Below are 13,818 nucleotides of genomic sequence, written 5' to 3' on the forward strand. Positions count from 1 at the left end.
AAATGGCTGAAGTACTTCATCACGACAACCACGGTCATGACGGTCATCACGAACACGATGACACAGACTTAACGGTCTTTGGTTTCTGGACATATTTGATGAGTGACTTGATTCTTTTCGGATCACTCTTCATTGCGTTCGCTGTATTAAGCAGTCATATTCCGCCTGGTACTCCAAGTGCGAAAGATCTTTTTGGTGATTCTTTAGGTTTTGTTTTAACTGAGACCTTTGCCCTTTTGATCTCTTCGGTAACATTTGGATTCGCTGTTCTTGCATCTTATAAAAAGAACGTTAATCAAGTGATTGCTTGGTTGTTTGTTACTTTCTTATTTGGTGCAACGTTCATTGGGATGGAAATTTATGAATTCCAGCACCTGGTACATGCTGGCCATGGTCCAACTCATAGTGCGTTCTTATCAGCATTCTTTACTTTAGTTGGTACACACGGTATCCACGTAACTTCTGGTTTAGTTTGGATGCTGGTACTTATGTATCAAATTAAAAAGAATGGTTTGACACTACCGAATACACGTCGTCTTGCTTGCTTAAGCTTGTTCTGGCACTTCCTTGACATCGTTTGGATCTGTGTATTCAGCGTCGTTTACTTAATGGGAGTTCTCTAATGAGTGGTCATGACCATAATGCTGCAGGTGCATCACACGGTAACTTCAAACAGTACACGGTTGGTTTCATCCTGTCTGTTGTCCTCACCATCATTCCTTTTGGAATGGTGATGGCGGGTGGTTTTAGTCGTGGTATTTTAATGACTGTAATCGCAATTACAGCGGTTGCTCAGGTGCTTGTACAGCTTGTGTATTTCCTACACATGAATACATCATCAGAACAACGCTGGAACTTGATTGCATTCATCTACACAATCCTATGTATCGCTGTTCTTCTTGTTGGTTCAGTATGGATTATGAATTACCTACACTACAACATGATGATCTAAACTGATTGTCATGTGGAAAAAGTATTTATTCCTGACTAAACCAGGAATTCTCTTCGGTAATTTTATTACCACCTTGGGCGGCTTCTTTTTAGCCGCCCAAGGCGCTATAGATATCCTCTTATTATTATTGACCTTACTAGGGACAACTTTTGTAGTTGCTTCTGGTTGTGTCGTGAATAATGTGATTGACCAAGATATCGATCAAAAAATGCAGCGTACGATGAATCGTGCTCTTGTTAAAAAGACAATCTCTCCAACAATTGCAATGCTCTATGCATTGGTCTTAGGAGCTATTGGATTTGGCATTTTATGGTTCTTTGTAAATGCATATGCATTCTTGTTTGCTGTCATTGGTTTTGTTGTCTATGTCGGTTTTTATAGTTTGTGGACTAAACGTACTACAATCCATCAAACTGTAATTGGTAGTATTTCTGGAGCGAGTCCTCCTGTTATTGGTTATACGGCTGTAACTCAACAATTTGATATGGCTGCCCTATTAATTTTTGTTGCATATGCTTTATGGCAAATGCCACATTCTTGGGCGATTGCTATCTATCGTTTTGATGATTATAAAAACGCAGGAGTACCAATTTTACCTGTAGCACGCTCTATTCTACGCACGAAAATAGAATCCTTAATTTATGTGATTTTATTTACTATTGCGATGAATGGTTTATATGTTTATGGATATACCAATATTGTATTCTTGGTGATCTGTAATTTACTTTGTGCTTACTGGTTCTACATTGGTATTTTAGGTTTTAAAGCTGAAAATGACCAACTTTGGGCAAAACGCTTTTTCTTATTTTCAGTGATTTTGATTACTGTAATTAGTTTAAGTTTCAGTTTTACTTTTAATAGTCCTGCACCCACCTTCCCTATTTTCTAAAAAGATAGAGGAACCTCTATCTTTTTATTCTCTGCTTCAATTGTTATCATTTCGTGCAATAAAAACATTCATACTTTATTGCCTAAATGAAACTTCAAAATATATCGATTTTAAAACCCATTTTTTATACTTTTATCACAGCAATTTCTATTCAAGCTCAAAGTATTTATGCTGGAGCTGAAAATATCTGTGAACCAAATCTACACTTAGATGATCGCGATCTAAATGGTTGCAGTAATTTACCTGTTCTATATCCTTCAAACGATAGTCAAACTAATACTGCCTTATTACTAAGCGATTTGGGTCTAGCTGAAATCGAACCAATGCCTATAGATCAAAACTTATGGGATGCGACTTTTGGTTCTGTGCCATTTGATGCTGCAAATGTATCATTGGCAACGAAGAATAAAATTCAGAATCAGAGAAATGAATTAACAGTAAAAGACGAAATCATATTTGATGAACGTTGTTATAGTTTTAATTCAGGCAACTATGCTTTTATTAATCAAGTTAAAACCCATAAACTAATTCCAGCAAATGAAAAGCTTGTTCTGATCAACGAACGCAAGAAGATGAATCAATGTGACAATAAAATTGCATTGATCTCTATCGATCCAAATTGGTCAACAACCACGCGTCAATATGCATCTTATTTAAATGCGAGTATTTTGTTTTATAATGCTAACTATTCATCTTCTACGAAAATTTTTACGGTATTAACTTCGGTTGAAGATGCATGGTTGAAAGAAACAGCTCAATATATGTTGATTCGGACGACTCTCAATTCAGCTTATGCAACAGGTGTTGATCAATACGGTGATGTATACCTTGATAATATTAATCAAAACTTACTAAAACAGTTCTTAGGTCATATCACGAACTATCTAAATGCTTACCCTAATGGTCGTTATGTAGCAAGTGCGCGTGGATTTTTACGTCGTGGTTTTTGGTTATCTAAACGCCAAGATCTTTTAGTCAATGAGATCGTATGGCAAATTCAAAATCCTAAATCTAAATTTTACAATTTAGATATGGGACAACTTCCTGCTGAAATTGATAGACGTATTTTTAGTAGCAATTCATTTGAACTCAAAAATCTCAAGGACCCTTTTTTCTTGACGATATATAATTTAATGAATATGCGTGGCTACAAAACTGAACATTACCAACCTATTACGTGGTCTCAACTTAATGCACAAAAAGATTTCTTTAAAACTCAACCTGAGTTATTTAACTATTTAAGAGCAATTCATTTATTTTTTATCCAGAATAAACCCCAAGATGCTTTAAATTATCTACCAAAGCCAAATACTAAAAATACCAATTATTTACAACTGAGCCAAACTTTTTTAAAAGGTCAAATATTGGAAAAACTCGGTCATAACCAAACTGCTGAAGAATACTGGACTAATCAGCTTGCTCAAGCACGTACACTTTATCAGAAAGGCTTATTTGAAACCGCATTATCCAAACATTTGAATATCAAACAAGATTATTCAGCTTTTATAGGAAAACAAGCGAAAATAAGCCAACCAAATCTACAAAAACAATTTATAACTCAACAAGCTAATATAGATAGTTTAGACAAGATTATTCAATCTAATCAAAGCACTGTCGATCAAAAACAAGCTGCTATTCATACCTTATTAAGCAAAAGTTTAGTTCACCAGAGATTCGATTTATTTCAACGAAAATATTCATATTTGCCTAAAAATGCGAATGAATACAAAGGATATTCGAGTGAAAAAGAACACCTAAAAAACAAACCTGTGTTTGCTAATTTTATTTGGAATGGATCAAACATCACGGCTCAACTCAAATGCGATAATCTCTTAACATTGACCCAACAACTCAGTAAATTGCCAAATGATCCCCTACTCAACATTTGTTTGGGAGAGTTTATGCGAAGTGAACAAGGTTATAGCCTGCAACAACTCAGCTATGACGAGCAACAAAAACCAACTATAAGTGGAAAAATTTTCGCACGCGGTGAAATTTATAAAGACATTATCAAATCTTCTCGAAAAGATGATTTACATGCTTATGCACTGTATAGGGCAATTCAATGTTATGCACCGAGTGGAATAAATGATTGCGGGGGTACCGAAGTGGCTAAAAACACGCGTAAGCAATGGTACGATCAAATCAAAAGAGATTATCCAACAAGTACATGGGCTAAATCACTGAAATATTATTGGTAGGTTTATCCTTTAATGTGGTTAAGGTGTATTCTTTTTAGTATGTTGCTGTTGATATTGGGGCTAAACCAACCGAGTCGACCAGCAACTCCAACTATCGATGCCAATCAATTTCAATCCTTTTGGATTTGGGGTGAGATAAAATCTGCCCCCTATCTTTCAAAGGCTAAAGAGCTTTATATTCTGCAAGGTGAAATTCGTTATTCAAAACAAAAACAGACTTCAATTTTGATACCACAAGGTATTGGTACTTTAAAATTACCCAATCAAAAAATTTGGCTCGTTTTTCGAACCCACCACCTAGATTGGAGTTCACAAAATTACCAAACCATCTTAACTCGCTTAAACCATTGGAAAAATCTAGGCAATCAGATTGAAGGGATTCAAATTGATTTTGACAGTAAAACCCGCAATCTAAATGAATACGCATATTTTTTAAGTCAATTCAGAAGTCAACTTCCCGCTCAATATAAACTCAGTATTACAGGATTACTTGATTGGACAAATTTTAAAGAGCAAGACACCCTAAAACTTCTTAGACAAAATATTGATGAACTAGTGATCCAAACCTATCAAGGCACCACCTCTATTCCCAATTACCCTGAATATTTAAAACGTATAGCAAATCTTAAACTGCCTTATAAAATTGGTTTTGTGCAATATGGAAAATTATATAGTGACTTAAAGACAGTTCATGATCCGCATTTTAAAGGCTATGTGATCTTTTTACTGCGTGAAAAACCGTGAATTTACTTGCGATTTGGGTGAAAGGTGTCTAAAATCGCAGCTTCGCAATTTGCGACATAACTTTTTAAGTTATGACTCCTTGCTTCTGACTCATTTTAAGTTAGGGGCTGCTTAAACCGTAAGGAGCTGACAATGCGTCACTACGAAATCGTACTATTGGTACACCCAGACCAAAGCGATCAAGTTGTAGGTATGGTTGAACGCTATATCTCTCAGATCAAAGAAGCTGATGGTCAAATTCACCGTTTAGAAGATTGGGGCCGCCGCCAATTGGCTTACCCGATTAACAAGATTCACAAAGCACACTACATTCTTATGAATGTTGAATGTGGTCAAACGACTCTTGATGAATTAGAAGAATTGTTCCGTTATAACGATGCAATCATTCGTAACATCATCATCCGTCGTGAACACGCAATTACTGAAGAATCTTTACTTGCTAAGAGTGCTGAAGAAAAACGTGCGCGTAAAGCTCAACGTGAAGAAGCACAACAAGCAATTCAAGAAGCTGAATAAGGAGAACATCAATGGCACGTTTTTACCGTCGTCGCAAGTTCTGCCGCTTTACAGCTGAGAATGTTGCGTACATCGACTACAAAGATATCGACACTTTAAAACAGTACATCACTGAAAACGGCAAGATTGTTCCTAGCCGTATTACAGGTACTAAAGCTCGTTATCAACGTCAATTAGCGTTAGCTATTAAACAAGCTCGCTATTTGTCTTTGATTCCGTACACTGACAACCATAAGTAAGTGAGGTGAGCTGTGGACGTTATCTTATTACAACGCATTAAGAACCTTGGTAAATTAGGCGACAAAGTATCAGTAAAAGCTGGTTACGGTCGTAACTTCTTGATCCCTCAAGGTAAAGCTGTAGCTGCAACTGAAGCAAACACTGCTGCATTTGAAGCTCGTCGTGCTGAACTTGAGAAACAAGAAGCTGCTATTTTAGCTGCTGCGAACGCACGTGCTGAACAATTGAACGAAGTAAATATCGTTATCACTGCTAAAGCTGGTGATGAAGGTAAACTTTTCGGTTCTATCGGTACTCGTGACATCGCTGACGCTTTAACGAACGCTGGTCTAGCAGTAGATCGTGCTGAAGTTCGTTTACCAAACGGTGCGCTTCGTCACACTGGTGAATTCAACATCGCAATCCAATTGCATCATGATGTTGTTGCTGAAGTTCTCGTTACTATCGTATCTGAGTAATTTCTGCAAAAAAAAGAGCATGTTTTTACATGCTCTTTTTTTATGTCCATAATTTTGCTTTAAGCTTTGATTCTACTTTTTCATCACTTAAACAATTTTCTTTAATAAACTTCTCCTGTTGGTATCCATTTGGATTAAGATAGTCATTCATTCACGGTTTCATCTTTTTATTAGGTCTTGTTATGTCACAGGCAAATGCCAATTTTGCAAAAAATACTCCCAACGCTGAGAGTAAAGTGAATGACTCAAGTCAACTAAAAGAGTTTAGAACGCCTCCTCATAATCTTGCGATTGAGCAAGCTGTTTTAGCTGCATTAATGACGGTAGCAGAATCATTTGAACAAGTGGGTGACTTACTCAAGGAAAATGATTTTTACGCAACTCGACATAAGTATATTTATCGAGCTATTGAAAAATTAGCGCAAGAAAACTCACCTTATGATGCAGTGTTAGTCAATGACTGGTTACTTAAGCAGAATCTACTGGATGCGATTGGCGGTGAAGAATACTTAATGCAATTGATGGCGGATTCACCATCGAGCTTCTATAACCTTGAGATCTATGCCAGCAAAATTAAGGAATTTTCAACCTTACGCAGTATGATCAAAGTCAGTACTGATATTTTACAAAATGCTTACGACACCAAAGGTCGCCCTGTTAGTGAAATTCTAGACTTAGCCGAAACTAATATTTTCTCTTTAGCGGAACAGCACAACAACAATAAAAAAGATTCAGGTCCAAAGTCGATCAGCTCAGTAACAGCTGACGTAATTAGCAAATTAGATGAGCTTTCCAAAATGGATGGCAACATCACAGGACTTTCTACAGGTTTTCTGGAATTAGACAATAAAACCTATGGAATGCAGGCGGGCGATTTAATTATTGTTGCTGCACGTCCTTCGATGGGTAAAACCACGTTTGCCATGAATTTAGTCGAGAGCGTACTGTTTAATTGCAACCTCCCTGCTCTTGTTTATTCTATGGAAATGCCAGCAGATTCAATCGCAATGCGTTTGATTTCCTCTTATGGGAAGGTGCATCAAGGGCATTTACGTTCAGGTAAATTGGACGGCGACGAATGGTCAAAAGTAACTGGTACTATTCTACAATTACAGGAAAAACATCTTTATATTGATGATTCTTCTGCATTACCCCCAACTGAAGTTCGTGCACGTGCAAGGCGTATTGCCAAAATGCATGATGGAAAAATCGGTTGCATCATGGTCGACTATTTACAGTTGATGAAAGTTCCAGGTATGGGTGATAACCGTGTTGGTGAGATTTCTGAAATTTCACGAAGCTTAAAAGCATTAGCAAAAGAAATGAACTGCCCTGTAATTGCATTATCTCAGCTCAACCGAAGTCTGGAAAATCGCCCAAATAAACGACCAGTAATGTCTGACTTACGTGAATCTGGAGCGATCGAGCAAGATGCCGATTTAATTATGTTTATTTATCGTGATGAGGTTTATAACAAAGAATCTAAAGAGGCTGGAACAGCAGAAATCATCATTGGTAAACAGCGTAATGGACCTATTGGTACTGTCCGTCTCGCCTTTGAAGGACAATATACTCGCTTTAGTAATCTTTCACCTGAATTCTATGCACAATTTGATGATGAAGAATAACGCATAATATTTTGTAATCTTACTTATTTTCTAGCCGTCCCAAAGGAGTACTCAGGGTGCGCCAAGCAACAATTTATATTGATAGTGAAGCACTACAATATAATTTAAACCGTGTTAAACAACTTGCACCACATTCCCAAATTGTAAGTATGGTGAAAGCCAATGCATATGGGCATGGAGTACAGGATTGTTTAGCCGCCTTAAATGCAACGGATGCTTTTGGTGTAGCTTGTTTGGAAGAAGCTTTAGCGATTAGGCGACTGGGATATACGCAACCCATTACCTTAATTGAAGGTGTATTTACTGAAGATGAAATGGAAGATGTTATTCAACAGAAACTTGAATGTGTTGTACATCGACATGAGCAAGTAGAATGGTTAATTCAAAATAAAGAAGCCTATAATGCCTTAGGACTTAAGGTTTGGGTAAAACTAAATAGTGGGATGAATCGTTTAGGTTTTAAGATTAATGAAATTATAGCCGTTATTCATCAACTAAAATCATTGAATTTTAACTGTGTACTCACTATGCATTTTGCAAATGCGGATGTAGATCACCCGTTAAATGAGCAACAGATTCAACAATTTTTAGAAGTAAAAAATGCATGTGAACCGATATTAGCCTCTTGTTGTAATTCTGCTGCTATCTATAAATATCCAAACTTACATTTTGATTATGTACGTCCTGGGATTATGCTTTATGGTGCAACACCTTTTGCAGATAAAGATGTTAATGAACTTGATTTAAAACCTGTAATGAGTTTTGAAGCAGAAATTATTACATTAAATCAAATACAAGCAGGCGAAAGCGTTGGTTATGGTTCTACTTTTACAGCAACGAATAGTATGCAAATTGCAATTGTTTCTATTGGCTATGGTGATGGCTATCCACGTGCATATGTAAAACCTAATTACGTAGCGATTGATAAGCAACTGACTCCTGTTATTGGTCGAGTAAGTATGGACATGATTGCGATCGACACAACTAATCTTGAAGTTAAAGTCGGCACCAAAGTTGAACTTTGGGGTAAAACACGATTGGTTGATGATGTCGCAAATGCAAATGGTACGATCGGTTATGAACTTTTATGCCGACTAAGTAATAGACCACAAAGACAACGTATCTAATCAATAAAAATCCAAGCAAAAGCTTGGATTTTTTCTTATAAGCCGTAATCCGCTGTAGGTTTTGGCAACTCTTGTAAACCTCGACGTAACGTCTCTGACCACTGTTTACTAATTTGAGTAAAATATGGATCTTCCTCACTGATTCGTTTGCCTTCAGGAATAACGAAACTATCTTTGTGATATAACAAAGCGTCCAAAGGTAAACCTACAGATACATTTGAGCGTAGCGTTGAGTCAAATGAAATCAAAGAACAGCGTAAAGCATCATCTAGTGGCATCGTATAGTGCAAAGCTCGATCTAGTATAGGCTTACCATACTTGCTTTCACCAATCTGAAAATAAGGTGTATCCGTAGTCGCGCAAATAAAGTTTCCTTGAGGGTAAACATTATAAAGCTGCATTTCCTCACCTTTAATCTGTCCACCCACCAAGATACTACATGAATAATTCATCTGTTCTTGCGTATTACTTGTGATGTCTTCTAAAACTCTGCGCAAAGTTTTACCAACAAGTTCAGCTACCTCAAACATTGTATTTACAGTGTATAGATTTGGCTCTTGATGCAATGTTAAAGAATTTTCTAGATGCCCTAAAACCGCTTGTGTTGTCGCTAAATTACCTGCGGTCTGAAGTGCGATGAAACGCTCACCCTCGATACCAAAAGTATGTAATTTACGAAATACTGAAATATGATCGACCCCTGCATTTGTTCTAGTATCACTGATGAGTACTAAACCTTGCTCCAATCTTAATGCACAACAATAGGTCATCTTGCTCTCTTTTCTTCAACACGCTAAAACCTGAACAACCGACATCATACTCTCCACACCACCCTGTTCACGAACCCCACGAATAGGAGCAACATCAAGATAATCTCGACCAACTGCAACATAGATGTGATTTTGAGGGCTAAATATCTGGTTACTAACATCGAAACAATACCATTGATTGTCAACAAATACTTCTGCCCATGCATGACTGGCAAGGTGCGGTTGATTCTGATCATACAAATAACCAGAAACATAACGTGCAGGTAAATGTAATGCTTTACACATTGCAATCATGACATGTGCATGGTCTTGGCAAACACCTTTAGCAGCATAAAATGCATCTGTAGCCAATGTTGTGACAGATGTGCTCTCAGGTTGGTATGGCATTTTTTCTAATATCTTCTCAGATAAAAGAATTAAATGCTGTCGATCTTTGGCACGAACGATATCTTGTGCGAAATGCAACATCTCCTGATCACAATGAGTCAGACTGGTTCTTTGCAGAAAAATATAAGGCGAAATTTCATTTTCGAAATGCCCGATTTCAGTTTCAAATAGGTCTACAATTCCTTGAGCCATGATCGTCAAATATCGGTAATCATGATGCTGTGTTGCAGTTAACCAGAGATTATTAAAGGCATCGCGTTGGCAACGATATTCGCCTGGTACACTGATATGCCAATTCTCAATAATCTGATGCTTAGAACTTTGCGGCATCATCTTAATTGACTGCACGCTATTACGTGCATTTTGTGTATATCGATAGTGTGTTTGATGATTTACCATAAGTTTCATGCATACACCTCAAATTGATTTTCCAATTTATAAGTAAATTCATAAAACTGATTCAGATATGGTTGATCTTTCAATCCATTCCAGCTGTGTTGAAGATCACTCCAACCCAAATTAGAAAGCTGAACTATCATCGGATCAATTGAATCAAGAACAGAATGTATATTTTTATGGAATCTAAAATGTGTGTCGATTTGTTCAACAGACTGACCTAGATGAAAAAATAGAAAAACCTCCTCTTTCTCATTTTTTAAAATCTCTCGACAATCTTGAACTAGCTCTAAAATCATGTCAGGTGTATTGGTCGCATTTTTTATCAGCGTGTTTAATTCAGCATATGCAGTTGCTGAAAACAAAGCTCTAAGTTCTTGGATATTATTACGAGCAATTTCGAGTTGATTAATTAATGAGTAAGGTTGTTTCTCATCTAGCATAAATTGATTCAAATTTTCTGCATCTTCAATATGCAAACATAAACCTTGAGCAAACACTTCTGCTTTTTGATCATCCACAAAAGGGAGTTGCTCCGCAACATAACCGATTCTAAATAAATAACGACCTAACCAATATACATGTTGAGCACTTGAAATGAGTAACGTCATAGATATCCTCCTTTATTTTTAAAATTTCCAAATCACCCATCCAAGTCAATTAAATGAGTGAGTCGATTGAACAATGAGAAGGAAAATTAGGAACGTAACGTTTCTACCACCCAAGTATCTTTAATACCCCCACCCTGTGAGGAATTTACAACAAGCGAACCTGCTTGCATCGCAACTCGCGTTAATCCTCCCGGTACTATTTCAGTACGATAAGGAGAACTTAATACAAATGGTCGTAAATCAATATGTCGTTCAGCTAGCCCATCGACAGTTAGTGTTGGCGCCACAGACAACGCCAAAGTCGGCTGAGCGATATATAAATGTGGCGTCGCCATAATCTTTAATTTAAATGCTTCTATCTGTGCCTGATCTGCTTGTGGTCCGATCAGCATTCCATATCCACCAGATCCTTGGGCCTCTTTTACCACTAATTTTTCTAAATGATTTAATACATAATCTAATTGAACATCTTCACGACATTGATATGTTGGTACGTTATTTAGAATTGGTTTTTCACCCAGATAATATTCAATCATTTGAGCAACATAGGGATAAACCGATTTATCATCAGCAACACCTGTACCTGGTGCATTTGCAATCACAACATTATGTTGTAAATATGCCGACATTAATCCTGCAACGCCCAATGTACTATCTGGTCTAAAGACTAAAGGATCTAAGAAATCATCATCAACACGACGATAAATTACATCCACTTGTTGACGTCCACGAATTGTTTTTACAAATACTTTATCATTCTCAACAAATAGGTCTCGACTCGTAACCAAGGGTACATCCATTTCCCGTGCCAAAAATGCATGTTCATAATAAGCACTATTAAAACACCCTGGTGTTAACACCACGATTAAAGGTTGATCCACATAAGCATTCTCCGTCAGCACTTGCTTCAACATACTCGGATAGTGTTCGATACCTTGTAAATTATTACTCACACATAAATCAGGCATCAATTTTTGACTAATTTTTCTACTCTCAAGCATATATGACACACCTGAAGGTGTTCTCAAATTATCCTCTAGTACAAAAAAATCACCCTGATCATCTCTGATAATATCGATACCACTAATTTGTGAATATATCTTTCCTTTGAGGTGGTGCTTCAGCATATGAGGCTGAAAAGCTTCATGAGTCATAATTTGTTGCGCAGGAATAATGCCTTCTTTTAAGATATTTTGACCGTGATAAATATCATCCAAGAAGTAATTCAAAGCTTTAACACGCTGCTCACAGCCTGAAGAAATTTTTTCCCATTGTTTTTTTTCAATAACACGTGGAATCAAATCAAAAGGAATGGTACGTTCCGTGCCCTCTTGATCTCCATAAACATTAAACGTAATCCCTTCATATAGAAAATGCTGTTTAGCGGCTGCACCTAGATTTTTTAATTCATCAAGACTTCGCTGACTTAACCATTCCTCGATCTTCTTAGAAGCTTCACCGTTAAAACTTTTATCATCCAGCATCTCATTAAAGAATTTTGATTTAAGCTGCTCAAACAAATTTGTATTAACTTTGAGCTGTGAAATAAATGTAGACGATTGTAAATTTACTGCTGTTGTTTGCTCCGTCGCATAGTAATCAGTCGTGATAAATAGATCGTGTTCTTGTTCTGACATAGAAACCTCGTCTCATCATTTATTTATATCTCTAATAAGCAATTTCAATGCCACTTATAATATATGTATATTTTTTAACCAAGATTTATATGCTCTATTAAACTTAGCCATGTTTCAGTCGTAAATGCGTAATCTCTGTGTTATGAACTTGCTAAATCAAGTGAGTTTTTTTATTGTGTACACTTTAGAGCATTGAGTTAAATTCAGAACTTATGTCATCCATACAAGAAAAAGAAACTTCAAATAGCCTTTATCGCCAATGGCAAATATTGTCTCGCCTATCTACTGGTAAATGGATGGGTACACGTGAACTACAAGAAATATTGGAACGCGAAGGCATTGATATAAGTTTGCGCACCATTCAAAGAGATCTAAATCAAATTGCACAACGCTTCCCGATTGAGAGCAACAAAACCGTACCACAAGGTTGGCGCTGGCGTTCAGATGCACCGATCCAAAGCTTACCGCATATGACTAGTTCACAAGCAGTAACTTTTATGATGGTAGAAGAACACCTACGCCATTTACTACCGCCGAGTCTACTCGAAGAGATGACGCCTTGGTTTGATTTAGCGAAACGTAGTCTTTCAACACAAAATAACGTGCGCCAATGGATTAATCGAGTTCGTATCGTGCCAGCGAACCAACCTTTAATACCGCCAATGGTCGATAAAAATGCACAACAAGCCATTTATGAAGGCTTGTTGCAAGATAAACAAATCGAATGTGTTTATCGTGCCAGAATTAATCAAGGCGAAGATAAAACCTATATCTTAAATCCCCTAGCATTGGTTCAAAAAGGTGCTGTGATTTATCTTATTTGTACACGTAATGATAAAACAGAAGTTCAAACATTTGCCTTGCACCGTTTTAAAGCAGCGACTGTTCTTGAAAGTCGTGCTCTACATCCCGTTAACTTTGATATTGATCACTATATTGATTCGGGTGCTCTTGGTTTTAGAGTGGACTACAGCAAACCAACCGAACAAATTGAGCTAAAACTCACAATGAGCGAAAGCACAGCTCAAAGCTTTTATGAAAGCCAACTTAGCAAAGATCAAACGATTACATCTCTAGAAGAAAATATTGTAGAAGTTGTGGCAACAGTTCCATTTACATCACAACTCGTTTGGTGGCTGAGAAGTTTTGGTAAAAAATTACTCAATATCGAACCTGCGGCTGTTTATAATGCAGTGAGAGAGATTGAAAATAATGAATAAAAAAGAGAACCTTTTGGTTCTCTTAGACTTATTAAAATTTTT

The 13,818-nt window shown here is 36.9% G+C and carries 15 protein-coding genes; 11 read left to right on the plus strand and 4 right to left on the minus strand.

What is annotated here, in order from left to right:
- The first annotated feature begins 2 nt into the window (after positions 1 to 2).
- From cyoC to alr, 10 genes are all read left to right on the plus strand, one after another.
- Complete coding sequence (cyoC, locus tag MKL32_RS12455; protein WP_004962899.1) at positions 3 to 623, plus strand: cytochrome o ubiquinol oxidase subunit III; 621 nt, start codon at positions 3 to 5, stop codon at positions 621 to 623.
- Positions 623 to 952, plus strand: a complete 330-nt coding sequence (locus MKL32_RS12460; protein WP_004912170.1) for a cytochrome o ubiquinol oxidase subunit IV — start codon at positions 623 to 625, stop codon at positions 950 to 952. The genes cyoC and MKL32_RS12460 overlap by 1 nt, the downstream gene beginning before the upstream one ends.
- 10 nt (positions 953 to 962) lie before the next feature.
- Positions 963 to 1,841 (plus strand): heme o synthase, encoded by an 879-nt coding sequence (gene cyoE, locus MKL32_RS12465; RefSeq protein ID WP_004962903.1) that lies wholly within the window; start codon positions 963 to 965, stop codon positions 1,839 to 1,841.
- Between the two features lie 86 nt (positions 1,842 to 1,927).
- Complete coding sequence (locus MKL32_RS12470; protein ID WP_005402362.1) at positions 1,928 to 4,042, plus strand: hypothetical protein; 2,115 nt, start codon at positions 1,928 to 1,930, stop codon at positions 4,040 to 4,042.
- A gap of 12 nt (positions 4,043 to 4,054) precedes the next feature.
- The gene (locus tag MKL32_RS12475) at positions 4,055 to 4,786 is read left to right on the plus strand and encodes a DUF3142 domain-containing protein (protein ID WP_005402361.1); all 732 of its coding nucleotides are present in this window, start codon (positions 4,055 to 4,057) and stop codon (positions 4,784 to 4,786) included.
- A gap of 132 nt (positions 4,787 to 4,918) precedes the next feature.
- Positions 4,919 to 5,302 carry a 30S ribosomal protein S6 gene (gene rpsF / locus MKL32_RS12480; RefSeq protein WP_004912183.1) on the plus strand — a complete coding sequence of 128 codons (384 nt, stop codon included), beginning with the start codon at positions 4,919 to 4,921 and terminating at the stop codon, positions 5,300 to 5,302.
- A gap of 11 nt (positions 5,303 to 5,313) precedes the next feature.
- On the plus strand, positions 5,314 to 5,541 hold the full coding sequence (gene rpsR, locus MKL32_RS12485; RefSeq protein WP_000090661.1) for a 30S ribosomal protein S18: 228 nt from the start codon (positions 5,314 to 5,316) through the stop codon (positions 5,539 to 5,541).
- Positions 5,542 to 5,553: 12 nt separating this feature from the next.
- A complete protein-coding gene (gene rplI / locus MKL32_RS12490) occupies positions 5,554 to 6,000 on the plus strand; it encodes a 50S ribosomal protein L9 (protein ID WP_004912185.1) in 447 nt (148 codons plus the stop codon).
- Between the two features lie 182 nt (positions 6,001 to 6,182).
- A complete protein-coding gene (dnaB, locus tag MKL32_RS12495) occupies positions 6,183 to 7,628 on the plus strand; it encodes a replicative DNA helicase (RefSeq protein WP_004912188.1) in 1,446 nt (481 codons plus the stop codon).
- 56 nt (positions 7,629 to 7,684) lie between these two features.
- Positions 7,685 to 8,755: an alanine racemase gene (alr, locus tag MKL32_RS12500; protein WP_270900616.1), complete on the plus strand. Its 1,071-nt coding sequence runs from the start codon at positions 7,685 to 7,687 to the stop codon at positions 8,753 to 8,755.
- 35 nt (positions 8,756 to 8,790) lie between these two features.
- On the opposite strand, the gene MKL32_RS12505 is transcribed toward alr, so the two are convergent.
- From MKL32_RS12505 to MKL32_RS12520, 4 genes are all read right to left on the minus strand, one after another.
- Entirely contained in the window at positions 8,791 to 9,525 is a 735-nt protein-coding gene (locus MKL32_RS12505; protein ID WP_005402359.1) for a proteasome-type protease, read from the minus strand.
- A gap of 15 nt (positions 9,526 to 9,540) precedes the next feature.
- Positions 9,541 to 10,320, minus strand: coding sequence for a transglutaminase family protein (locus MKL32_RS12510; RefSeq protein WP_005402358.1), 780 nt, complete (start codon positions 10,318 to 10,320; stop codon positions 9,541 to 9,543).
- A complete protein-coding gene (locus MKL32_RS12515; protein WP_005402357.1) occupies positions 10,317 to 10,919 on the minus strand; it encodes an alpha-E domain-containing protein in 603 nt (200 codons plus the stop codon). Before MKL32_RS12515 ends, MKL32_RS12510 begins: the two co-directional genes overlap by 4 nt.
- Positions 10,920 to 11,005: 86 nt before the next feature.
- Positions 11,006 to 12,556: a circularly permuted type 2 ATP-grasp protein gene (locus tag MKL32_RS12520; protein WP_270900617.1), complete on the minus strand. Its 1,551-nt coding sequence runs from the start codon at positions 12,554 to 12,556 to the stop codon at positions 11,006 to 11,008.
- A 212-nt stretch (positions 12,557 to 12,768) separates the two neighbouring features.
- Here MKL32_RS12520 and MKL32_RS12525 point away from each other — a divergent pair, with 212 nt between their 5' ends.
- Positions 12,769 to 13,776 (plus strand): helix-turn-helix transcriptional regulator, encoded by a 1,008-nt coding sequence (locus MKL32_RS12525; RefSeq protein ID WP_004912201.1) that lies wholly within the window; start codon positions 12,769 to 12,771, stop codon positions 13,774 to 13,776.
- Positions 13,777 to 13,818 lie beyond the last annotated feature (42 nt).

The sequence above is a fragment of the Acinetobacter sp. AOR34_HL genome, from assembly GCF_027854795.1.
GTDB lineage: Bacteria > Pseudomonadota > Gammaproteobacteria > Pseudomonadales > Moraxellaceae > Acinetobacter > Acinetobacter junii.